This is a genomic window from Rhodoferax sp. (assembly GCF_030653815.1).
Lineage (GTDB): Bacteria > Pseudomonadota > Gammaproteobacteria > Burkholderiales > Burkholderiaceae_C > Rhodoferax.
In genome coordinates this window covers 18,777-42,665 of the sequence record NZ_JAURYQ010000009.1, presented here as the reverse complement: position 1 = coordinate 42,665, position 23,889 = coordinate 18,777, and the positions used below count along the sequence as shown (strand labels likewise).

Annotated in this window: 17 protein-coding genes and 2 tRNA genes; 13 read left to right on the top strand and 6 right to left on the bottom strand. The window is 62.2% G+C overall.

What is annotated here, in order from left to right:
- Positions 1–28 precede the first annotated feature (28 nt).
- Complete coding sequence (locus Q7U49_RS03170) at positions 29–3,925, bottom strand: FAD/FMN-binding oxidoreductase (protein WP_304762304.1); 3,897 nt, start codon at positions 3,923–3,925, stop codon at positions 29–31.
- 210 nt (positions 3,926–4,135) lie between these two features.
- Between Q7U49_RS03170 and glsA the strand changes: the two genes are divergently transcribed.
- The 4 genes from glsA to Q7U49_RS03150 all read left to right on the top strand — a co-directional run bounded on the left by glsA (position 4,136) and on the right by Q7U49_RS03150 (position 9,968).
- On the top strand, positions 4,136–5,944 hold the full coding sequence (gene glsA / locus Q7U49_RS03165; RefSeq protein WP_304762303.1) for a glutaminase A: 1,809 nt from the start codon (positions 4,136–4,138) through the stop codon (positions 5,942–5,944).
- Between the two features lie 99 nt (positions 5,945–6,043).
- The gene (locus Q7U49_RS03160) at positions 6,044–7,384 is read left to right on the top strand and encodes a hypothetical protein (protein WP_304762302.1); all 1,341 of its coding nucleotides are present in this window, start codon (positions 6,044–6,046) and stop codon (positions 7,382–7,384) included.
- A 117-nt stretch (positions 7,385–7,501) separates the two neighbouring features.
- Positions 7,502–7,972 (top strand): FecR domain-containing protein, encoded by a 471-nt coding sequence (locus Q7U49_RS03155; RefSeq protein ID WP_304762301.1) that lies wholly within the window; start codon positions 7,502–7,504, stop codon positions 7,970–7,972.
- Positions 7,973–8,006: 34 nt separating this feature from the next.
- Entirely contained in the window at positions 8,007–9,968 is a 1,962-nt protein-coding gene (locus Q7U49_RS03150) for a TolC family outer membrane protein (RefSeq protein ID WP_304762300.1), read from the top strand.
- A 20-nt stretch (positions 9,969–9,988) separates the two neighbouring features.
- Here Q7U49_RS03150 and Q7U49_RS03145 read toward each other — a convergent pair whose 3' ends face one another.
- The 3 genes from Q7U49_RS03145 to hrcA form a co-directional block, all read right to left on the bottom strand.
- Complete coding sequence (locus tag Q7U49_RS03145; RefSeq protein WP_304762299.1) at positions 9,989–12,130, bottom strand: CHASE2 domain-containing protein; 2,142 nt, start codon at positions 12,128–12,130, stop codon at positions 9,989–9,991.
- Positions 12,131–12,214: 84 nt separating this feature from the next.
- Positions 12,215–12,291: transfer RNA gene (locus tag Q7U49_RS03140), tRNA-Ile, on the bottom strand.
- Positions 12,292–12,325: 34 nt separating this feature from the next.
- Entirely contained in the window at positions 12,326–13,330 is a 1,005-nt protein-coding gene (gene hrcA, locus Q7U49_RS03135) for a heat-inducible transcriptional repressor HrcA (protein ID WP_304762298.1), read from the bottom strand.
- Between the two features lie 28 nt (positions 13,331–13,358).
- On the opposite strand from hrcA, the gene Q7U49_RS03130 reads away from it, so the two are divergent.
- The 3 genes from Q7U49_RS03130 to rapZ are packed head-to-tail and all read left to right on the top strand — an operon-like array spanning position 13,359 to position 16,803.
- Entirely contained in the window at positions 13,359–14,261 is a 903-nt protein-coding gene (locus tag Q7U49_RS03130) for an NAD kinase (RefSeq protein ID WP_304762297.1), read from the top strand.
- Positions 14,258–15,910, top strand: coding sequence for a DNA repair protein RecN (gene recN / locus Q7U49_RS03125; RefSeq protein ID WP_304762296.1), 1,653 nt, complete (start codon positions 14,258–14,260; stop codon positions 15,908–15,910). The genes Q7U49_RS03130 and recN overlap by 4 nt, the downstream gene beginning before the upstream one ends.
- Positions 15,911–15,915: 5 nt before the next feature.
- The gene (gene rapZ, locus Q7U49_RS03120) at positions 15,916–16,803 is read left to right on the top strand and encodes an RNase adapter RapZ (RefSeq protein ID WP_304762295.1); all 888 of its coding nucleotides are present in this window, start codon (positions 15,916–15,918) and stop codon (positions 16,801–16,803) included.
- A 57-nt stretch (positions 16,804–16,860) separates the two neighbouring features.
- Here rapZ and mutY read toward each other — a convergent pair whose 3' ends face one another.
- Together mutY and mutM are read right to left on the bottom strand one after the other, a co-directional pair.
- Positions 16,861–17,934, bottom strand: coding sequence for an A/G-specific adenine glycosylase (mutY, locus tag Q7U49_RS03115; RefSeq protein ID WP_304762294.1), 1,074 nt, complete (start codon positions 17,932–17,934; stop codon positions 16,861–16,863).
- 24 nt (positions 17,935–17,958) lie between these two features.
- On the bottom strand, positions 17,959–18,774 hold the full coding sequence (mutM, locus tag Q7U49_RS03110) for a bifunctional DNA-formamidopyrimidine glycosylase/DNA-(apurinic or apyrimidinic site) lyase (RefSeq protein WP_304762293.1): 816 nt from the start codon (positions 18,772–18,774) through the stop codon (positions 17,959–17,961).
- Between the two features lie 143 nt (positions 18,775–18,917).
- Between mutM and Q7U49_RS03105 the strand changes: the two genes are divergently transcribed.
- The 6 genes from Q7U49_RS03105 (at position 18,918) to Q7U49_RS03080 (ending at position 23,820) form a co-directional block, all read left to right on the top strand.
- A complete protein-coding gene (locus Q7U49_RS03105; protein ID WP_304762292.1) occupies positions 18,918–20,549 on the top strand; it encodes a tetratricopeptide repeat protein in 1,632 nt (543 codons plus the stop codon).
- The gene (locus tag Q7U49_RS03100) at positions 20,546–21,052 is read left to right on the top strand and encodes a lipoprotein insertase outer membrane protein LolB (RefSeq protein WP_304762291.1); all 507 of its coding nucleotides are present in this window, start codon (positions 20,546–20,548) and stop codon (positions 21,050–21,052) included. Before Q7U49_RS03105 ends, Q7U49_RS03100 begins: the two co-directional genes overlap by 4 nt.
- A gap of 7 nt (positions 21,053–21,059) precedes the next feature.
- Positions 21,060–21,893 (top strand): 4-(cytidine 5'-diphospho)-2-C-methyl-D-erythritol kinase, encoded by an 834-nt coding sequence (ispE, locus tag Q7U49_RS03095; protein WP_304762290.1) that lies wholly within the window; start codon positions 21,060–21,062, stop codon positions 21,891–21,893.
- A gap of 41 nt (positions 21,894–21,934) precedes the next feature.
- Positions 21,935–22,011 (top strand) — tRNA-Gln (locus Q7U49_RS03090).
- A 63-nt stretch (positions 22,012–22,074) separates the two neighbouring features.
- The gene (locus Q7U49_RS03085; protein WP_304762289.1) at positions 22,075–23,052 is read left to right on the top strand and encodes a ribose-phosphate pyrophosphokinase; all 978 of its coding nucleotides are present in this window, start codon (positions 22,075–22,077) and stop codon (positions 23,050–23,052) included.
- Between the two features lie 93 nt (positions 23,053–23,145).
- Positions 23,146–23,820: a 50S ribosomal protein L25/general stress protein Ctc gene (locus tag Q7U49_RS03080; RefSeq protein ID WP_304762288.1), complete on the top strand. Its 675-nt coding sequence runs from the start codon at positions 23,146–23,148 to the stop codon at positions 23,818–23,820.
- Positions 23,821–23,889 lie beyond the last annotated feature (69 nt).

Genomic DNA, 23,889 nt, shown 5'->3' with positions numbered 1-23,889 from the left:
TGTCACCTCTTTTAATATGTCAATCAACTCAAACCAGCACGCGCTCAATGCCGCCGTCGTTGGCCACCTTGACGTAGTCCGGCATCCACTGGTCGCCCAGAATCTGCCTGGCCATCTCCACCACGATGTAATCGGTTTCCATCAGGCCGTTTTGCAGGTCTTCGCCAAAACGGCTCAGACCCTGCAAGCAAGCCGGGCAGGAGGTCAGCATCTTGATGTTGTCCTTGGCGCCCACGCCGGGGATCTGGCGCAACTGCGCTTCGCCTTTCAATATCTCTTCTTCCTTGCGGAAACGCACCTGGGTCGAGATGTCGGGGCGGTTCAGGGCCAGCGTTCCGGACTCGCCGCAGCAACGCTCGGACTGGATGACATTGTCACCCAGCAAGGCCTTCACCGTCTTGAGCGGTTCCTGCAACTTCATCGGGCTATGGCACGGGTCGTGGAATAAAAACGCCCCGGCATTGGCCAGCGTGATGCCCTTTTCCAGCAGGTACTCATGGATGTCGATGATGCGGCACCCGGGAAAGATTTCCTCAAACTTGTAGCCCTGCAGCTGGTCGTAACAGGTGCCACAGCTCACCACCACGGTCTTGATGTCCAGGTAGTTCAGCGTGTTGGCGACCCGGTGAAACAGCACCCGGTTGTCGGTGATCATCTTCTCGGCCTTGTCAAACTGGCCGCCGCCGCGCTGCGGGTAACCACAGCACAGGTAACCCGGTGGCAGCACCGTTTGCACGCCGGCATGCCACAGCATGGCCTGGGTGGCCAGACCAACCTGGCTGAACAGGCGCTCCGAGCCGCAACCCGGAAAGTAAAACACCGCTTCGGTCTCGGAGGTGGTGGTTTTGGGGTTGCGGATGATCGGCACGTAATCCTTGTCTTCAATGTCCAGCAAGGCACGCGCGGTCTTCTTGGGCAGGCCACCGGGCAGCTTTTTATTGATGAAGTGGATCACCTGTTCCTTGATGGGCGCGGCGCCCAGCGTGGCCGGTGGCGCCTTGGTTTGTTTGCGGCCCATCACTTTGAGCACGTCGGCCGTCATGCGCTGCGCCTTGATGGCCACGTTGACCATCACCGAGCGCGCCAGTTTGATGGTCTCGGGATTGGTGGCGTTGAGCATGAACATGGCCGCCGCCCCGGCGGGCCGGAAGCTCTTTTTGCCCATTTTGCGCAGCAGGTTGCGCATGGCCATCGAGACATCACCAAAGTCGATGTTGACCGGGCACGGGCTCAGACACTTGTGGCACACCGTGCAATGGTCGGCCACGTCCTCGAATTCCTGCCAGTGCTTGATGCTGACGCCGCGGCGGGTTTGCTCTTCGTACAAAAAGGCTTCCACCAGCAGCGAGGTGGCCAGAATTTTGTTGCGCGGGCTGTAGAGCAAGTTGGCGCGCGGCACATGCGTGGCGCACACCGGTTTGCACTTGCCACAGCGCAGGCAGTCTTTCACGCTGTCGGCAATGGCGCCGATGTCGCTCTGCTGCATGATCAATGACTCATGCCCCATCAGGCCGAAACTGGGGGTGTAGGCGTTGGTCAGGTCGGCATACAAGGCATCTGGCGTCGGCTCGGCACGCAACAGTTTGCCTTTGTTGAAACGCCCCTCGGGGTCGACTTTGGCCTTGTAGTCCGTGAAGGGCTGCAACTCGGCATCGCTCAAAAACTCCAGCTTGGTGATGCCGATGCCGTGCTCACCCGAGATCACGCCGTCCAGGCTGCGCGCCAGCGCCATGATGCGCTTGACCGCGCCATGGGCCGCCTGCAGCATGTCGTAGTCGTCGCTGTTGACCGGGATATTGGTGTGCACATTGCCGTCACCGGCGTGCATGTGCAGCGCCACCCACACCCGGCCCTTGAGCACGCGCTGGTGAATGGCGGTGCATTCCTTCAGAATCGCCTCGAAGGCGACACCGCTGAAGATCTGCTGCAAAGGCTGGCGAATTTGCGTCTTCCAGCTGGCACGCAGTGAATGGTCCTGCAGCTGGGGAAACAGCGGCTCGACGTCGCGCAGCCAGCCCGCCCACAGCGTGCGCACCTCGTCCAGCAGCGCCAGCGCCTGGGCGACGCGGTCTTCCAGCAATTCGGCGGCAGAGATTTCTCCGGCATCGTCTTGCCGGCCCACCGGCAGATGCCCTTGCTGGAAATAGTCCTGCAGCGCATCGCACAGCGCCAGTTTGTTGCGCAGGCTCAGCTCGATGTTGATGCGCTCAATGCCGTCGGTGTACTCGGCCATGCGCGGCAGCGGGATCACCACGTCCTCGTTGATCTTGAAGGCATTGGTGTGGCGGCTGATGGCCGCCGTGCGCTTGCGGTCAAGCCAGAATTTCTTGCGCGCCTCGGGGCTGATGGCAATGAAACCCTCGCCGCTGCGCGAGTTGGCAATACGCACCACCTCGCTGGTAACGCGCGCCACCTCGTCGGCATCGTTGCCGGCAATGTCGCCAAACAACACCATCTTGGGCACACCGCCGCTGCTCAGGGCGGCACCGCGCTTGCTCTTGGTGGTGTAACCCACGGCTTTCAGGTAGCGGTCATCCAGATGCTCCAGCCCGGCCAGCAACACGCCGGAGCGCTTTTGCTCGGCGAACATGAAGTCCTTGATTTCGACGATGCTGGGCACGGCGTCCTTGGCATTGCCAAAAAACTCCAGGCACACGGTGCGCGTGTGCTGGGGCATTTTGTGCACCACCCAACGCGCGCTGGTGATCAGGCCGTCACAGCCCTCTTTTTGAATGCCGGGCAGGCCGCTCAGGAACTTGTCGGTCACGTCCTTGCCCAGACCCTCCTTGCGGAAAGATTTGCCGGCAATGTCCAGGCGCTCTGAGCGCAGCGGCGTTTTGCCGTCGGCCTTGAAATACTGCAACTCGAAGCTGGCCACGTCCACATCATGGATCTTGCCCATGTTGTGGTTCAGGCGGGTCACCTCCAGCCACTCAGCCTGCGGTGTCACCATGCGCCAGCTGGCCAGGTTGTCCAGCGAGGTGCCCCACAACACGGCCTTTTTGCCGCCGGCGTTCATGGCAATGTTGCCGCCAATGCACGACGCATCGGCGGAGGTGGGATCCACCGCAAAGACAAAACCGGCGCGCTCGGCCGCATGGGCCACCCGGCTGGTCACCACACCGGCCTCGGTCCAGACCGTGCCGACTTCCTGGTCCAGGCCCGGCAGCGTGCGCATTTCGACCTCGGTCATGGCTTCCAGTTTTTCGGTGTTGATGACCACGCTCTTCCAGGTCAGCGGAATGGCGCCGCCGGTGTAACCCGTGCCGCCGCCACGCGGAATGATGGTCAGACCGAGCTCGATGCAGCCCTTGACCAGATGCGCCATCTCGGCCTCGGAATCGGGTGTCAGCACCACAAACGGGTACTCCACGCGCCAGTCGGTGGCGTCGGTCACATGGCTGACGCGGCTCAGGCCATCAAACTTGATGTTGTCCTTGGCGGTCAGCCGGGCCAGCACCTTTTGGGCCTGGCGGCGCAAGGTGGCGGTTTCGACAAAATGGGCATCAAAGGCTTGCACAGCCTGGCGCGCCACGTCAAGCAGCTGGCCCACCAGGGCATCGCGCTCGGGATCGTCGGCGGGTTTGCGGCGCTTTTCAATTTCACCCAGACGGTGCTGCAGGGCTTGCACCAGCAATACCCGGCGCTTCGGGTTGTCGAGCAGGTCGTCTTGCAGATAGGGGTTGCGCTGCACCACCCAGATATCGCCCAGCACCTCGTACAGCATGCGGGCCGAGCGGCCGGTGCGGCGTTCCTCGCGCAATTTGTTCAACCAGTCCCAGGCTGGTGCACCCAAAAGGCGAATCACGATCTCGCGGTCAGAGAACGAGGTGTAGTTATACGGAATTTCGCGGATGCGTTCGGGCCCGTGCGGGGCAATTGCGCCGGCAGGCATCAGGGACTTAAGCTGTGTGGGGGCGTTCATCGGGTATTTTGGTAACAGCCATTGCGGGCCTTGCACGCTGTCACAGGCACGCTCTGGCTGGGCAGGCGATGTTACCGCAGCCCTGCATTGCCCTACTGGGACGATGGTGAGCCCGCAAACAGCCGCAGGAATCCTCCTTCAAACCCGTCATTGACCGAATCAGGCATTGTTTTTGCTTACCAACTGCAACCTCACTCTTCGGGTACCAAAGTGGCGCAATCTCCCATTCAGGATTACCTTCAGGCCTTGCACGCCCGTTTCAGTGGCTTGAACGCGGGCCAGGTGGCCGACTACATTCCGGAACTCGCACTGGCCGACCCCGACTGGTTTGGCATTTGCATTGCCACGCCGGACGGCCATGTTTACGAGGTGGGCGACTGCAACCAGCCCTTCACCATTCAATCGGTCTCCAAACCGCTGACCTACGGGCTGGCGCTTGAGCAGCATGGCGAAGCCGCCGTGCTTGAAAAAATCGGTGTTGAGCCTTCCGGTGACGCTTTCAATGCCATCAGCCTGCACCCGCAAAGCGGCACACCGCTCAACCCGCTCATCAATGCCGGCGCCATCGCCGCCTGCAGCCTGATTGCTGGCGACAGCGTCGAGGAAAAGTCCACGGCCATTCTGGAAACCTTCTCACGCTACGCCGGCCGCGCCCTGGACATCGACCACCGGGTCTACCAATCCGAAAGTGACACCGGCCACCGCAATCGCGCCATCGGCTGGATGCTGCGCAATTTTTCAGTCATTGAAAGTGACCCCACGGCCACTCTGGAGGCCTATTTTCAGCAGTGTTCGATTCGCGTCACCTGCCGCGATCTCGCCGTCATGGCAGCGACCCTGGCCAACGGCGGCGTCAACCCGATCACGGGCCAGCGCGCCGTCCCGGAAAAATTCGTGGCCAATGTGCTTTCTGTCATGGCAAGCTGCGGCATGTACGACGCCTCGGGCGACTGGCTTTACCGCACCGGCCTGCCGGCCAAGAGCGGGGTTGGCGGCGGCATCATGGCAGTGCAGCCGGGTCGCCTGGGCATTGCGGTTTTTTCGCCCCGGCTTGATGCGCAAGGCAACAGCGTTCGCGGACTCGCCGTCTGCCATGCCCTGACGGCCGAACTGGGCCTGCACATGTTCGATGCCTCACAGCGCGCCGTCCCGGCCATCCGCCGGGCCACCACAAGGCGCTCGGTCAAGTCCAACCAGCGGCGCACACAACAGGCCAATGACTACCTGCTGAGTGTCGGCAAGAAATTGCGTGTCTACCACCTGCATGGCGCTCTGACCTTTGCCTCGATCGAGCCGATTGTCCGGACCATGACGCAGGAATCAGCGAGCACCGAGGTCTTCATCGTCAACCTCAGGCTGGTGCAGGGAATTGACCGCGCAGCGGTGAATTCCCTGACAGGTCTGCGGGCAGAACTCACGGCACGTGGCAAGCTATTCCTCTTTACCGAGGCGGGCGCCTGCTGGCAGCCGCTGATCGACCAGGGCGTTGACCGCGAAGCCTTTTTCTCCGACGACGACTTTGCCCTAGAATATGGCGAAAACCGGATTCTTGCGGACCGCTTTCCGAGTCCGGCGGCAGACGGCCAGATGCCCCTGCCCGACTGTGAGCTGTTTCTGGGTTTGAGCGCAGACCAATTGGCGTGGGTCGATCAGCTGCTGGTGGTCCGGACCTTCAACAAGGGGCAAAACATCATCACCGCAGGGCAGGCGTCCAACGAACTGTTTGTCCTGACGGCTGGCGCCGCCATGGTCAGCATTTCAACCCAGGATGGCGTGGCACGACTGGACGCTTTCTCGGCGGGCGCGACCTTTGGCGAAGTCGCCTTCCTGGACCGTTCGCCGCGTTCGGCCAACGTCACGGCGCTCAATGCCGTGACCTGCCGCGTGCTGACCCGCGAGGTTTTCGACGAACTCGACACCCAGGCGCCCGCTATCAAAATCCGCCTTCTGGGCAACCTGGCCGGCAGACTGACCACCATACTGCGCCAGAACGGCCGGGAACTTGCCGCCCTGAAATAGCCTGAATTCATGTTCAAATGCTTTCATCCGTAATAGGCTTGACACTGTTGGATGTGAACATAGGAGCTGCTGAACGTGCCGATCGCAACGATCCATCGCATGAATGACTGGTTTGACCATGCCTTTCGGGGCCTGACAGTGGCCGTGCCCAAGGCCGAGCAGCTGCATCTTGCCAATGTGGTGCACCAGTGCATGGAGGCAAAAACACGCAACTACCACACCTCGTTCCACGTTCTTGGCCTGTGCGAGGGCATGCAACCGATCCAGGTCCTGGCGGCACTGTTTCATGACGTGGTGTTTTACCAGGTGGACGGTGGGTTTCCGGCCTGCGTGTCCGCCTTGCTGGAGCAGGTGACATGCCATGAGCCAGGCCTCCTGCGCCTGCGGGAAGTGGTGCCAGAGGACCAGGCGATGAGCCTGTGCCTTGACATTTTTGGTTTTCACGCCGGGCAACGCCTGTCGCCGCGCCAAGGCATGAATGAATTTCTCAGTGCGGTGGTTGCGGCGCGGCTGTTGCATGCGCATTTGAGCACTTCGCAACTGATGGCCGTGGTGGCCTGCATTGAGCTGACCATCCCGTTCCGCGGCCCCGACGCCAAGGGCCACACCGCGGCGCAGAGGCTGGCTCAACGCGTTCAGGCCGCCCACGCCCGCTGGGCAAGCGCCCAGCGGGCGTCAGATCCGACCTTTGTCAAGACCACGGTCACACAGGCGGTGGACCTCGCCAACCGGGACGTGACCGGCTTCATCGAGGCCAGCCCCCAATACTGCCTGGTCAACTCCATGTTGCTGGTCGAGGAGTCCATGATGCCGCGCGCCGCTGCGGGCAAAAAATCCCTGCAGGCCTACCGCAGCGCCCTGCTGGGCATGGACAATTTTTTAAGCCATCTCAATCCAGCCTGGGTGGGACAGAGCTTCGACGGTTACCCCCCCGGCCACGAGGTCATGCAAATGCAGGCAACGGCCGAGAGAAACATCAGCTTCGTACGTGACTATCTGGCGGCTGTCCTGAACATCGTGGCCATCATCGAGGCGCTGACAAAATGCGCGGGTATCAGCTTCCCCATGGCCCTGGCGCTCATCGGCATGAACGACACCAGCGCGGCCCGGTTGCCAGCCCCCCCTGCGCGCTCAACGGTCCGGGCGGGCGTGCACCAACTGCTCAAAAACGGACTTGCAGATCCAGCAAGTCCTGGACTGCAAGCCCTGCCGCTGGTTGCCTGCATCTACGCGTTCCTTGGACAGGCGGGCAGCCAGCGCACCTTGCAGCAGGCCGCACAGATGTTTGGTGGCAACTTGACGCCGCAGGCCTTTCTGCAGAACCTGGACCGCAGCATGCTTTCTGCCATCATTCACCTGGCGGCGCTCATGGACGAAGCGCACAAAGAGGCATTCATGGCACTGGAGCACAGGCTTTATGCCGTTCATGTGACAAATTGAGACAGGGTATTCACCGCAGGCCCACAGAAGCGGGCCATCTGCCCGGCTTACTTCCAGATTTATTTTGTAAAAATGGGTAAAAATTGATATAAATGCACTTTTAAGGAAGAGATAAAAATGAAACACCTCACTCGCCAATCCCTGACGGCAGTAATGTTGCTGCTTTCGGGCTTTGTCTTGCTGCCATTCGCGCAAGCCGAGACGGTTGGTACCGTCAAAACAGTCACAGGTGAAGCCTGGGTCATCTCGGGCGGCCAACGTGTCAAGGCAGAGGCGGGAACCAGCGTTTTGCTGGGTAGCCAACTCAAGACCGCCAAGGCGTCCAGCATGGGGGTGACGTTCAAAGACAACACCCTGATGTCTTTCGGACCCGACACCGAACTGACAGTGGAAGAATACCTTTTTGCGCCGGCCAAGGGCCAGTACAAACTGGGTGCCCGCATGGACAAGGGCAGCCTGAACTACCTGTCGGGCGTGATCGCCAAGCTCAAACCTGAAGCCGTGACTGTCAAGACCCCCACCGGCACCATCGGGGTGCGTGGCACCCAATTCCTGGTCACGGTGCAAGCACCTGCGACCGCCAACTGACCGACGCCAAGCCAACCCAATTTCAGGGACTCCCATGACACTCAATACCAAACTGACAGGCCTGATGCTGGCACTGCTCACCAGTTGGGGGGCCCATGCGCAGGCCCTGCCGCCCGCACTGGTCAATGCGGCCCGCCAGGCCGTGCTGACCAATCCTGATGTGCAGGCCCGCTGGAATGGCTTCAAGGCCGCCAGCAACGCGCAGGATGTGGCGCGTGCCGGCTTTTTGCCGCAACTGGATGTGAAGGCTTCGGTGGGCAAGGAGAGTCGCACCAGCCCGTCCACCGATTACGGCCGCTACAACATCAAAGGCACCGAGCTGACGCTGAACCAGATGCTGTTTGACGGCATGTTCACCTCCAACGAGGTCAAGCGCCTGGGCTATGCCAAGCTCACCAGCTATTACGAACTGGCCGAGATTTCCGAGACCACCGCCATGGAGGCGGTGCGCGCCTACGTTGACGTGGTGCGCTACCGTGAACTGGTGGATGCTGCCACGCAAAACTTCGTCGAGCACAAGCAATCGGCACAGCAAGTCGAGCAGCGCGCCAGCGCCGGCGTGGGCCGCGGTGCCGACGTCGAGCAGGCCAACGGCCGCCTGGCCCTGGCAGAGTCCAGCCTGCTGACTGAATTGACCAGCCTGCATGACGCCAGTGCCCGCTACCTGCGGGTGGTCGGGGAAAAGCCGCCCGCCAACCTGCCCAGCCTGCCCGAACCGTTCACGCTCGGCAAGATGCCCGCCTCCACCGACGCCTTGTTGCAGGAAGGTTTACCGGGCAGCCCGACCCTGAACGCAGCGCTGGAAAACGCCCGTACCTACAAGCAGGCTGTGGCCACGCGCCAGGCCGCCTTCATGCCACGCATTGACTTCAACGCCTACCAGCAACGCGACAAAAATCTGTCGGGCGTGACAGGTAATACCGATCTGAGCGGCATGAAACTGGTGCTCAACGACAACCTGTACCGGGGCAATGCCGACGTGGCCAGGAAACGCCAGGCGCAAGACCAGCAGGCCCAGGCACGCGAGCTGCAAGAGAAAGCCTGCCGTGACGTGCGCCAGTCGCTGACCATTGCCTACAGTGACATGCGCCGGCTGGACGAACAGCAGCGCTACATGGACCTGCACCGGCTGGCTACCGAGAAGTCGCGTGAGGCCTACCGCCAGCAGTTTGACATCGGCCAGCGCACCCTGCTGGACGTGCTGGACAGCCAAAGCGAGTATTTTGAGGCCAGCCGCTCTTACATCAATGCGCGCCACAACCAAGCTGCGGCACAAGCCCGCACGCTGGCCGGCATGGGCCAATTGGTGACGGCACTGGGTGTCACGCGCAGCGATGTCCCGGCAGCCGAGGCCGCGGGTCAGGAGCGCGGCCGCACCGAGATGGCCGAGCTGTGCCCGTTCGAGGTGACCGAGGTGGACACGGTGGATGCCATCAAGGCCCGCTTCGCAACGCCGGTCGCTGTCAAGGCGCCTGGCTCTTATGTGGTGCTGATCCCGAGTCCCGACGGCAGCATTGGCCGGGTCACCGTGCAAGGCAAGCAGGGCGAGCAGGTGTTGAGCCAGTCCGGCCAGGCCGCCCCGCTGGATGGCGGCGCCGGCTTTAACGTCGACAAGCAAAAAATGCAGCAGGACTTCGGCACGGCCATCGCTGCCCTGCCCCCCATTCCCGAGCAGTTTGTGCTTTATTTCGTTCGCGGCGGCACCCAGTTGACCAAAGAGTCAAGAGCCATCGTGCCGAAGATGCTGGCACGCGCCAAGGAACGCAAATCGCTCGAAGTCTGGCTGGTCGGTCACACCGACACCGTTGGCAGTCCCAAGCGCAACGAGGCACTCGGCCTCCAACGTGCCCAGACCATTGCCAAGCAGTTCCGCAAGCTGGGCCTCAATAACTCGGCCCTGACGGTTGAGTCCTTTGGTGAGCGCAGTCCGCTGGTTGCCACGCCGGACGAAACCGACGAGCCACGCAACCGCCGCGGCGAAGTCACCTTGCGCTGACCCACCCCGGTCGGCGGGGCTTACTTCTCGCTCATGATGATCAGGTCACCGGTCTGGTTTTCCTGCAGCCGCTGCAAATGCAGCGTGACCAGCGGGTCTGCCGGGCGCTCCCGGGCCAATTGCTCGAACGCACTGCGCGCTGCCACCGGATCCCGGTTCAGCAACGCATAAGCAGCCGCGTACTCCGGGTCATCCGGTGGCGCGCCGGGAACTTCCAGGCCGTTGTGCAGCGGCTGAAACACCATCAGCGGTTCCGTCTTGCCCTTGAGCACCAGGCGACCTATCGGCCGGGTGGCGACGCCGGTGCAACCCGACAAGGTGTTCTCTGACACACAGACGCGCGTACCAAGATGCTTGTTGACACTCTCCAGGCGCGACGCGGTGTTGATCGCATCGCCAAGCGCGCGGTAGTCAAACATGTGCGAACCGCCAAAATTGCCCACAATGACCTCACCCGAATGCACCCCGATGCGGGTGTGGCCAAACGCCGTGCCCCGGGCTTTCATGTCAGCCGCATAGCCCGTGGCAAAACGCTGCATGGCAATGGCGCAATTCAGCGCGCGCTGGCGGTGGTCGGACTGCTGCACGGGCGCCGAAAACATGATCACCACGGCATCGCCAATGATGCGCTCCAGGGTGCCGTTGAAGGAAAAGGCAATGCTGATCATCTGGTCGAGGTAGGCGTTCAACAGGGCCACCACCTCGGCCGGATCAATTTTTTCCATCAGACCGGTAAAACCCGCCAAATCGGTAAAAACGAAGCTGCACTCCTGGCGTTTTCCGCCCAGTTCAAGCTGATCCGGATGTTCCACAATGTAGCTGACCAGGTTGGGCGACACATAGCGGGAAAAGGCCTCGCGCACAAAGCGCTGGCGGCGCTCGGTGGACAGATGGTGCATCACGCTGGACAGCAAAAAGGCAAGAAAAATGCCCAGTGACGGCGTCACCGGGTCGAGCAGCAGACGGTGCTCGGCAAAGGCCATCCAGCCGGCCCAGACCACGGCGCCAATCACCAGCAACGCCGCCACGGCCGAAACCAGCGCACCGGTCACCAGCGCCAGCGTGCCCAGCGCCAGACCACCCATGACGATGGTCAGCGCCTCAATCGTATTGGCCCAGGCCGGACGATAGATATAGCTGTCGGTGAGCACCTGTTCGAGCAACTGGGCATGTGCTTCAACACCCGGCATGACCCCGCCCAAGGGACTGAAACGCAAATCCATCAAGCCCTGGGCCGAGGCACCCACCAGCAGCAGTTTGCCCTGCAGTTCGGCATCGGGGATCTCGCCCGCCAGGATTTTCCAGGCCGGAATGGTGCGTGCAGCGACCGGACCGGTGTAATGGATCCAGGCCTCGCCCGCCGACGTCGTGGGGACGGCAAAATCACCAATCTTCACCTCTGTCATGCCCACACCCGGGGTGTCCGAGGTGCGCAGCATGTAGTTCTGCGCGCCCTGCCCCACCCGCAACACCTCTGCCGCCAGTGATGGCACCAACGTGTCGCCCAGGCGCAGCAGCAGTGGTACCCGGCGCACCACGCCATCGTTGTCGGGCACAAAAGTCAACACCCCATTGCCGGCTGCTGCGTTACTCAACAAAGGCAGGGACGGCACGGCACGGCTAAAGGCGTGGGCAAAAGGCAAGGCGGGCTCGCCCATGTTCACAAAGCGGTATTTTTGTGCTGGCAGGTCCAGCCCGGTGCCCTCGCGCTCCACCGAGAAACCCAGCACCACGCCACCGGGCTCCAGGGCAGCGGCCAGCAGCTCATCGTGGTCCGGCAGGCTGGCAATGCTGCGCTGGGTGGTGCCGGGCAGGCTCCAAATGTTGAGCATGGCCTTGGGCGAGGTGCGGTCGGGCTCGGCAAACAACACGTCGAAGCCCAGCGCCGCCACCTCGGCCTTGCGCAAGCGCTCCACCAGCTCAGCGATCCGGCTGCGCGGCCAGGGCCACTGGCCAATTTTGGCGAGACTTTCCTCATCGATGTCAATGATGCGCACCGGCGCCGGCTGATAAATGCGCGGGTGAACACGCTGGTACTGGTCAAACACCGACTGGCGCAAGGTTTGCAGCAAGGGCGGGTCGAACAACAGCAGCGCGGCACCGATGACAACGGCCGTCAGGGGCATCAGCATGTTCATGCTCAGGTTCAACCAGCGACGCATAGTGTGGTCCTTCATACGGGGCCGAAATTTTGGCGCTGACGGCGCGCTGCCTCGTCCGCCAATCTGCTGAGGCTTCAGAGGAAATGGTAGGGCGTCACAGACTTGAACTGTGGACCAAAGGATTATGAGTCCTCTGCTCTAACCAACTGAGCTAACGCCCCGACCGAAGCGCGGATTGTACGGGGCGCCCAGGCCTTATTTGTGGTGGCTCAGCGCGTTGCTGACCAACTTGGAGGTGATGTCGACAATCTGGATCATGCGGTCATAGGCCATGCGGGTCGGACCCACCACACCCAGCGTACCGACCACCTGCCCGTCCACCTCGTAGGGGGCGCTGACGATGGAGAGGTCTTCGAACGGCACCACCTGGCTTTCGCCGCCGATGAAAATGCGCACGCCTTCGGCCTGACCGGTCACGTCGAGCAGGCGCATCAGCTGGGCCTTTTGCTCGAACAGGTCAAAGGCACGGCGCAAATGCCCCATGTCGTTGGAGAAGTCACTGACCGACAACAGGTTTTTCTCGCCCGAAATGATCACTTCGTCCTGGGCTTCGGTCATGGCGTCGGTGTTGGCGGCCACGGCGGCGTGCATCAGGCTGGCAATTTCCACACGCAGGCTGTCGACCTCGTTTTTCAGGCGCTCACGCACCTGCTCGATGGCCAGGCCGACGTAGTTGGCGTTGAGGTAATTGGCGGCTTCCACCAGTTGCGACTGGGTGTAGTCAACCTCGGTAAAAATGACCCGGTTTTGCACGTCACCTTCGGGCGAGACGATGATGACCAGCAGGCGCCGCTCGGACAGCCTGAGGAACTCGATGTGCCGGAACACCGAGGTGCGCTTGGGGGCAATCACCACGCCGACGAACTGCGACAGGCTGGACAGCAGGTTGGCCGCGTTGGAGATGACTTTTTGCGGCTGGTCATGCGCCAGGCTGGGCGTGCCGATCTGGCCGCGCTGCACCGTCAGCATGGTGTCGACAAACAGCCGGTAACCACGCGCCGTGGGTATGCGCCCGGCCGAGGTATGCGGGCTGGCGATCAGGCCCATTTCTTCCAGGTCCGACATCACGTTGCGGATGGTGGCTGGCGACAAATCCAGGCCGGAGGCGCGCGACAAAGTGCGTGAACCCACGGGTTGGCCGTCGGCAATGTAGCGTTCTACCAGCGCTTTGAGTAATAACTTGGCACGATCATCGAGCATGCTTTCATTTTAGTGATGTAATTTGCAAATGAAGTCCAAATTCAAGCACGTTGCCCTGGTCGGCAAGTACCAAACCAATTCTGCGGGCGTCAGTGGTGCCAACTCGCGCGCCGCGCTGGTGGCCGTGGCCCATTTTCTGGACGACCTGGGCTGTGATGTGGCCATGGAGCAGGACACCGCGCTCAACATGGGCATGACCGACTACCCGGCGCTGAGCGTGGCGCAAATTGGCAAGCAATGCGATTTGGGCCTGGTGGTGGGGGGCGACGGCACCATGCTGGGCATTGGCCGGCAAATGGCACCGTATGGCGTGCCGCTGATCGGCATCAACCAGGGCCGGCTGGGCTTTATCACCGATGTGCCTTATGGCAGCTTCGCCACCAGCCTGACGCAAATGCTGCGCGGCGCCTACGTGGAAGACCACCGCAGCCTGATGAACGCCCGGGTGATGCGCGACGGCCACTGCGTTTTCCAGGCCATGGCCATGAACGACGTGGTGCTGAATCGCGGCGCCACTGCGGGCATGGTGGAGTTGCGGGTCGAGGTGGACGGCCATTTTGTTGCCAACCAGCGCGCCGATGGCCTGATCATTGCGACACCCACTGGCTCCACCGCTTACGCCTTGTCGTCGGGCGGGCCGCTGATGCACCCGTCGGTGCCGGGCTGGCTGATGGTGCCGATTGCGCCGCACACCTTGTCAAACCGGCCCATCGTGCTGGCCAACACGTCCAAAATCGCGATCGAGCTGGTGGCCGGCCGGGATGCCAGCGCCAGCTTCGACATGCAGTCGCTGGCCTCCCTGATGCACGGCGACCGCATCGAGGTCACGCGCTCGGAACACCATGTGCGCTTTTTGCACCCGCAGGGCTGGTCTTACTATGACACCCTGCGCGAAAAACTGCATTGGAATGAAGGAGTGGCCGTCACGTGAGCCTGAAACGCATGGTGCTGCGTGACTTTGTCATCGTCAGCGAACTTGAACTTGAATTCGGCATCCAGTTCACCGTTTTGACGGGTGAGACCGGCGCCGGCAAATCCATTTTGATCGATGCCCTGCAACTGGTGACCGGCGGCCGCGCTGACGTCAACCTGGTCCGCGAAGGCGCCAGCCGCTGCGAAGTGAGCGCTGAATTTGACAGCACCCCCCGCGTGCTGCAATGGCTGGAAGAGGCCGGCTTTGAGCCCGAGACCACGCTGTTGCTGCGTCGCACGCTGGACACCCAGGGCAAAAGCCGCGCCTGGATCAACGGCAGCCCGGCCACCGCCACCCAGTTGCGTGGTTTGGGCGAGCAGCTGCTCGACATCCACGGCCAGCACGCCTGGCAAAGCCTGACGCGCCCCGAGGCGGTGCGCAATCTGCTGGACGCCTACGCCCGGGTGTCAACGGCTGCAGTGGCGACAAAATGGCAGCAGTGGCGCGCCGCACAGGCCCAGCTGGACCAGGCGCGGCAGTCCCAGGATTCGTTGCTGCGCGAGCGCGAGCGCCTGAGCTGGCAAATTGGTGAGCTCGACAAGCTGGCACCCGCGCCCGACGAATGGCCCGAGCTCAACACCGAGCACACCCGGCTGGCCCATGCCCAGGCTTTGCTCGATGCGGCCCAGGCGGCCGCCCTGACGCTGGACGAAGACGAGGGCAATGCGCTGGAACGCCTGAGCCGTGCCTGCCAGCTCTTGCAGCAGCAGGAACACATTGAGCCTTCGTTCAAAGACCTGACCGAAGTGCTGGGCTCCAGCCTGGCGCAGGTGCAGGACACGGCGCACGCGCTGCGCAGCTATTTGCGCAAGACCGAGCTTGACCCGGATCGGCTGGCCGTGCTGGACGAACGCATGGGCTTGTGGCTGTCCACGGCGCGGCGTTACAAGCGCAGCCCGCCCGAGTTGCCCGAATTGCTGGCCAGCTGGAAACAGGAACTGGCGCAACTTGACGCCAGCGCCGATGTGCAGGGTCTGGAAAACGCCGTGGCGGCAGCCTGGCAGGCGTATGCGCACGAGGCCGGAATCTTGACCCGGGCGCGCCAGCGCAGCGCGCCCCAACTGGCCCGGGCCATCACCGAGGCCATGCAGGGGCTGGGCATGCAAGGCGGAAAATTCGAGGTGGATTTGCAGCCCACCGACCAGCCGCTGCAAAGCGGGCTCGAAGAAGTGACGTTTTTGGTCGCAGGGCACGTGGGCAGCACGCCGCGCGCGGTCAACAAGGTGGCGTCTGGCGGTGAGCTGTCGCGCATTGCGCTGGCCATTGCGGTCACCACCAGCCAGCTGGGCACCGCGCAGACGCTGATTTTTGACGAGGTGGACGCCGGTGTCGGCGGGGCCGTGGCCGAAACCGTGGGCTTGCTGATGAAGCGCCTGGGACAGGACCGCCAGGTGCTGGCCGTGACCCACTTGCCGCAGGTGGCCGCCTGTGCCGACCACCACATGGTGGTGCGCAAACAGCTTCAGGACGGCGTGACGCTGAGCTCGGTGACCCGCGTGGACACCGAGGCGCGCGTGGCCGAGCTGGCGCGCATGCTGGGTGGCGAACGCCTGTTGATCAGCACGCTGGCGCATGCCCGTGAAATGCTGCACACCCAGGGAAGCTGAATCCCATGCCGCTCAACTTCAAGCAAATGCACCTGGTGTTAATCACCGGCATGTCGGGCTCAGGCAAGTCGGTGGCGCTGCGCGCCCTGGAAGACCTGGGGTTTTACTGCGTTGACAACTTGCCACCCGAACTGCTGATGCCGCTGATCCAGCTGGAGCGAACCCATCAGACCGGCCGGCTGGCGATTGCCATGGACGTGCGCAGTGCCACCTCGCTGCCGCTGGTTCCGAGCCAACTGGCGCAACTCAAGGCCCAGGGCATGCAGGTGGACTGCCTGTTTCTGGATGCCAGCACCGACACCCTGATGCGCCGCTTCTCGGAAACGCGGCGGCGCCATCCCTTGTCAAAAACCGACACCCCGGACCACCAGCATGACGTGCACCGGGCGCTGTCCGAAGCCATCGAACTGGAACGCGAACTGCTCAGCGAATTGCGCGCCGAAGCCCATGTGATCGACTCCAGCATCATCCGCCCGACCCAATTGCAAAGCTATGTCAAGAGCTTCATCGATTCACCGGGGGATCAACTGACCCTGGTGTTCGAGTCGTTTGCCTTCAAACGGGGCGTGCCCAACGACGCGGATTTTGTCTTTGACGTGCGCATGTTGCCCAACCCGCACTATGAAGCGGGATTGCGCGAGCTCACCGGATGCGACGCCCCGGTGATCGACTTCCTGCAGCAGCAAGCCGATGTGCAGGACATGCTCGACCACATCCGAGCTTTCCTGGACCACTGGTTGGACGCCATGGTGCGCAACCACCGCAGTTATGTAACGGTGGCCATTGGTTGCACCGGTGGCCAGCACCGCTCGGTTTACCTGGTGGAGCAGCTCAGTGTCCACTTCGCGCCGCGCTGGAGCACGCTCAGGCGGCACAGAGAAATAGCTTCTTAATCGGTTGGGGTCAGAGCACGTCGCTACGCGAGTGGTCTGACCCGCAAGTTCTTCCCGTTAGTTGGGGTCAGGGCACGTCGCTGCGCGAGTGGCCTGACCCGCAAGATCAAGCATTTTCTTGATGGGCGCGGGCAAGCCCAGCTTGGCCATTTGCGCCGCGTCAAACCACCGCCCATCGAGTGCCAGCGCCGGGCGCGCCTGCAGTCTGAGCAACACCGGGTGCAAATAGAGATCCTTGTGGGTCAGCACATGTTTGAATGCTGGCGCATCCGTCAGCAAGGCTTCGTCTTTCGGGTCCAGCGCCGCCTGCAGGGCCTGCCGGTCCGCGAACAAGGGCAGGCAATACAAACCGGCCCAAACGCCCGGTGTGGGCCGCTGACTCAACCAGACCGCGCCGTCGTCTGCCACCGCCCACAGCAACCAGATCGACTCGGCACTGCGCTTGAGCTTACGGGTTTTGACTGGAAATTTCTCGGGTGAAGCCAAGGCGTGGGCGACACAGCGCGATGACAAGGGACAGGCTGGGCAAGCCGGCTTTTTGGTGGTACACAGCGTGGCCCCGAGATCCATCATGCCCTGGGTGTAGCGCGCCATGTTGTGAAGCAAATGGTCTTTCGGGAGCAGCTCGGTCGCCAGGTCCCACAAGCGGCGTTCGCTCAAAGCCAGCGCCAGATCATCGGCAAATCCCAGGTAACGGGTCAGCACCCGTTTGACATTGCCATCCAGAATGGCCACACGCTCACCAAAACACAGCGCGGCAATGGCGGCCGCCGTGGAGCGCCCGATACCCGGCAGGGTTTGCAATTGCTGCGCCGTGCGCGGAAAGGCACCGCCGTGCAGGCGCTCCACGTCCTGCGCACAGCGGTGCAGGTTGCGCGCCCGGCTGTAGTACCCCAGGCCCGCCCACAAGTGCAACACCTCATCCAGCGGCGCCTGCGCCAGCGCCTGCACATCGGCAAAACGCGCCAGAAAACGCGCGAAGTAATCCTGCACCGTGGTTACCTGCGTTTGCTGCAGCATGATCTCGGAGAGCCAGACGCGGTAGGGGTCACGCGTGTTTTGCCAGGGCAGGTCGTGGCGCCCCGAATGCGCCTGCCAGCGCACCACGGCTATGGCCAAAAAGTCGTCCATCAAAAAAATCTCACAACAGGGCCATCAGGCTTTTTGGCAAGTAGCGCAATAAAAAGTGGAGCGCTGGCCCTGCTTGATCAGGCGCACCGGGCTGGCGCACACGTGGCAGGGCAAGCCGGCGCGCCCGTAGACCATGGTCTGCAACTGGAAATAACCCGACTGGCCACTGGCGTTGGAGAAATCGCGCAGCGTGCTGCCGCCCAGCGCGACCGCCTGGCCCAAAACCTTCACGATGGCCGCGTGCAGACGAGCCGCGCGCGGCCGGCTCAGCCGGGCAGCCGCCACCGTCGGGCGAATACCCGCCAGAAACAGCGCCTCGGATGCATAAATATTGCCGACCCCCACCACCGCCTCGCCCGCCAGCAACACCGACTTGATGGCCGACTGGTGGCGCTTGAGTTGTCCCTGAAACGCGGTCAGATCAAACGCATCCGACAAGGGCTCGGGTCCCAGGCGCCCCAGCAGCTTGCGCGCCACCGGATCCTCCAGGCTGTCGGCATAGACCACGGCGCCAAAGCGGCGCGGATCGTGCAAGCGCAAGGTGCCCAGCGTGGTGACCAGATCAAAATGGTCATGCACGCCCGCAGGCGGCAGCGCCGGGGCAAAGCGCAGGCTTCCCGACATGCCCAGATGCAGCAGCAAAACCCCCTGATCCATTTGCAACAGCAAATACTTGCCGCGTCGGCCCACTGAGCGCACGCAACGGCCCGACAACTGCCCGGGCAGGCAACCCAGCGGCCAGCGCAGGGGTTTGCCCAGCCGCACCGCCAGCACCGTGGCGTTTTCAATGGCGCTGGCAAAACTGCGCCGGGTCACTTCAACTTCGGGTAATTCAGGCATGGGGCTCGTTTCTGACAGACATGAATTATTATGACCCTATGCGTCCCACCTATCGCCTCCTCTTCTCCCTGCTGATTGCCGGTTGGCTCAACGTTCAAGCACAAACCCCGCTTGCGCCCAAGGAGCCGGCCAAAAGTTCAGCGATGGACAGCGCTCTTTTTTACCAGCTCCTGCTCGGCGAACTCAATGCCCAGGCGCAAGACCCTGCGACCGCCTTTGCCTTGTTGCTGGACGCAGCGCGCAAAACCGGCGACGAAGCCCTTTTCAGACGCTCGGTTCAGCTCGCCTTGCGTGCGCGCTCGGGAGATTCGGCGCTCCAGGCCGCCAAAGCCTGGCAAGAAGCCCTGCCGGCCTCGCAGGAGGCCAACCGTTTTGTGTTGCAGATTCTGTTGAACCTGAATCGCCTGGCGCAAACCCAGGAGCCGCTCAAGCGTCTGCTGGTGCTCACGCCGCCGCAAGAACGCGCTGACACGATGTGGGCCATCCCCGGCCTGTACGAGCGCGCCAGCGACAAGCAGCTCGCAGTGACGGTGGTTCAAAAAGCCCTGACACCATGGTTCAGCGACGCCAAGCTCGGCGCCACCGCCTGGGCCACACTGGGGCGGCTCTGGATGGCTGCTGGCAACCCGGCTGCTGCGCTGAGTGCCGCCCAAAAAGCGCAAAACTTTGCCACGCACCAGGAGCATCCGGCCTGGCTGGCCTTGAGCCTGATGCGAACCGACGTGGCCGAAGCTGAAAGTCTGGTCAAAAATCACCTGGCCAACAGCCCGAGCACAGAATTCCGCATGGCTTACGCACAAACACTGATGCTGGCCAAGCGCTATGCCGAGGCCCTCAAGGCGCTGCAAAGCGTCAACCAGTTGCAGCCCGACTTTGCCCCGGCCATTCTGCTGCAAGGCGCGCTCAGCCTGGAGATGGACCAGCTGGACACCGCGCAAGCCCATTTTTTACGCTACCTGGAACTGATGAAGGCCCAGACACCCGCGCAAACCAGCGTGCCGACACCGCGTGGCCTGTCGCAGGCTTACCTGTCGCTGGCACAAATTGCGCTACGGCGCAAGGACCTGCCCCAGGCCCAGGACTGGCTGGCGCGCGTGGACCACCCTGACGACCTGTTGCCGGCCCAGTTCAAGCGCGCCGGGCTGATGGCCCAACAAGGCCAGCTGGACGCCGCGCTGGCACTGATTCACAGCCTGCCAGAGCGTTCCACCGCCGACGCGCGCCTCAAACGCAGCGCAGAAGTCCAGATTTTGCGCGACCAAAAGCAGTTGATCCGGGCCCGCAAGGTGCTGGAAGAGGCGCTGGCGCAGAACCCGGAAGACACCGAGCTGCTCTATGACCTGGCCATGCTGGCCGAAAAAACGGACGACCTGCCCGAGATGGAGCGCTTGTTGCGCCAATTGATGGCCGCCAAGCCGGAGGACCCGCAGGCCTACAACGCCCTGGGCTATTCGCTGGCAGACCGTGGTCAGCGCTTGCCCGAAGCCCGGCAACTGATTGAGACAGCACTGGCCCTGACCCCCAACGATCCGTTCATCATGGACAGTCTGGCCTGGGTGGCCTTTCGCATGGGGCAAAACGACGAGGCCTTGCGTTTGCTGCGCAGCGCCTTCAAGCAAAGACCGGACGCCGAAATTGCAGCCCACCTGGGCGAAGTGCTGTGGGTTGGCGGACAAGCCGATGAAGCCAAAAAAATCTGGCGTGAGGGCCTGGAACTCAACCCCGAGAACGAGACCTTGAAAACCACCCTGCAACGTCTGCGCGTGACGCTGTGATCAGGCGTCTGGCTGCCTCGTTGCTGGGTCTGTGCCTGGTGCTGAGCCTGGTTGGCTGCGCTGCTCCCAGCCGCGCCCCTTTTGACCCTGCCGCCCAGGCAGGCCACTGGAGTGGCCGCATGTCGGTGCGGGTCGAGGCCACCGCCGGGCAGGGCCCGCAAGCGTTTTCTTCCACCTTTGAACTGCAGGGCGGGCCCGCGCAAGGGCAGTTGTACTTTTACACCCCGCTGGGCAGTACCGCCGCGGCTATTTCCTGGACCCCAGAGCAGGCGCAACTGCAGTCGGGCAGCCAGACGCAAAGCTTCAACAACATGGCCGAGTTGATTGATCGCGTGCTGGGCACGCCGGTGCCGGTGGCCGCCTTGTTTGCCTGGCTGGCCGGCGACCACCTGAGCCTGGATGGCTGGCAAGTGGACCAGTCGCAATTTGACAGTGGCAAAATCACGGCCCGGCGCATCAGCCCCGCGCCCAGCGCCGAAATTCGTGTCGTGCTTGAACCCTGAATGCTTGATGAAATCCTTGTTTGACATCCCGGCGCCCGCCAAGCTCAACCTGTTTTTGCACATTGTGGGCCGCCGTCCCGATGGCTACCACCTGCTGGAATCGGTGTTCATGCTGGTCGACTGGTGTGACACCCTGCATTTCGACTTGCGCACCGACGGCGCCATCAGTCGCGAGGACCTGACCACCCCGCTGCCCGCCGACGACCTGATTGTTCGCGCCGCGCGCGCCCTGCAGCAGCTTGGCGGCACCTCCCAGGGGGCCCACATCAGTATCGCCAAGTCCATCCCGGAGCAAGCCGGCCTGGGTGGCGGCTCGTCGGATGCTGCCTCGACCCTGCTGGCACTGAACCGTTTGTGGGGGCTCAAGCTGAGCCTGTCACAGCTGCAGCACATTGGTCTGCAACTGGGTGCCGACGTGCCCTTCTTTTTGAGCGGCCACAACGCCTGGGTCAGCGGCATCGGGGAAACCATGACCCCCATCACGCTGGATGGCGCCCGGTTTCTGGTCGTCAAACCTGTGGATGGCCTGCAAACCCAGAGAATTTTTTCGCATCCTGACTTAAAAAGGGACACGAAACCCGCTACAATTTCTGACTTCGCTGCAGACGCATACGGCTTCGGCCACAACGACTTGCAGCCTGTTGCACAGGCACTTTGCCCTGCCGTCACGCAAGCACTTTTATGGTGCCGTGACCAAGGGTTGAATGCCAGAATGACGGGCTCCGGGAGTTCAGTGTTTGCGCAGATTGCGGAAAATTTTGAAGCCGGTGATCACGCCGGTTTTCAGGTGCGACAATGCCGCAATCTCGCGGCTCACCCCCTTCAGGGTTGGGCTGGCTAGCAAAAGTTATCGGTGAGTCATGTTTCATGATTCACCCGTGTAGGGGAGTCGCCAAGCTGGTTAAGGCACTGGATTTTGATTCCAGCATGCGAAGGTTCGAATCCTTCCTCCCCTGCCAAATTTTCACACGTGTCCACATGAGACATGTAACTGCCACAGCGATTCACAAGTTGGGATTTTCATGCACGCCGAACAAACCCCTGATTTCATGGTTTTCACAGGCAATGCCAATCCCGCGCTGGCGAATGACATTGCGCATTACCTCCACATCGGCCTGGGCAATGCCGAGGTAGGCCGGTTTTCCGATGGTGAAGTCACCGTCGAAATCAAACAGAACGTGCGTGCACGTGACGTCTTTGTGGTGCAAAGCACCTGCGCCCCGACCAATGAAAACCTGATGGAACTGCTGATCATGGTGGACGCCCTCAAGCGCGCCTCCGCCGAACGCATCAGCGCCGTGATTCCCTACTTTGGTTATGCCCGCCAGGACCGTCGCCCGCGTTCCAGCCGGGTGCCAATTTCAGCCAAGGTGGTGGCCAACATGCTGCAAGCCGTGGGTGTGGCCCGCGTCTTGACCATGGACCTGCACGCCGACCAGATTCAGGGCTTTTTTGACATCCCGGTTGACAACATTTATGCCTCGCCCGTGTTGCTCGGCGACCTGCGGCAAAAAAACTACGAAGACCTGATCGTGGTGTCGCCCGACGTCGGCGGCGTGGTGCGCGCCAGGGCGCTGGCCAAGCAACTCAACTGTGACCTGGCGATCATCGACAAGCGCCGCCCCAAGGCCAATGTCAGCGAAGTCATGCACGTGATCGGCGAAATCGAGGGCCGCAACTGCGTCGTCATGGACGACATGATTGACACCGCAGGCACCCTGGTCAAGGCCGCCGAGGTGCTGAAAGAGCGCGGTGCCAAGAAGGTGTACGCCTACTGCACCCACCCCATTTTTTCCGGCCCTGCCATCGAGCGCATCACCACCGGTGCCGCACTCGACGAAGTCGTCGTCACCAACACCATCCCGCTGTCGGCGGCGGCGCTGGCCTGCCCCAAGATCCGCCAGCTCAGTGTGGCGCCGCTCATTGGCGAGACCATCCAGCGCATCGCGGCAGGCAAGTCGGTGATGAGTTTTTTTTCTGATCAGGAAAACCTTTTCTGATCGGATTTCAAGTCGCCGGTGTCGCCGTCAAAGGTGCCCGGCTTTTTCAATCAGGGTACCACTGGTCGCGGTGGACCCTTCCAGGAGTTAGCAATGAAATTTACCGCTTTTGAGCGTTCCAAGCAGGGCACGGGTGCGAGCCGCCGTCTCCGCATCACCGGTCGTACGCCCGGTATTGTTTATGGTGGCACAACGCCCCCCCAATCGATCGAAATTGATCACAACGCCCTGTGGCATGCGCTGAAAAAAGAAGCCTTCCACTCCAGCGTGTTGACCATGGAAATCGGCGACACCAGCAGCCCGGTGCTGCTGCGCGACGTGCAAGCTCACCCCTTCAAGCAACTCATCCTGCACGTGGACTTCCAGCGCGTTGACGCCTCGACCAAGTTGCACATGAAAGTGCCGTTGCACTTCCATGGCGACGAAAATTCACCCGCCATCAAGACCGAAGGCTGCATTGCCAACCACGTGATCAGCGAAATTGACGTGCTGTGCCTGCCGGCCGACCTGCCAGAGTTCATCAAGGTGGATCTGAGCGGCCTGAAGAAGGGCTCGTCCCTGCACCTCGCCGAAATCACCCTGCCCAAGGGCGTCACGGCCGTCAAGCACGGCAGCGACAAGAACCCGGTGATCGTCTCCGTGGTGGCAGTGGCTGGCGCTGAACCCGCTGCTGCGGCCGAACCCGCTGCAGACGCGGCTGCCAAGCCGGCCGCCAAAGCAGCCGCCAAGTCGGCTGCCAAGCCCGCAGAGAAAGCAAACAAGAAATAAGCGTTCCGGCGCTGGTCAAGAGGGCTCACCTGGTGAGCCCTTTTTTTTAGCTTCCGGGGGTTCGTTAAT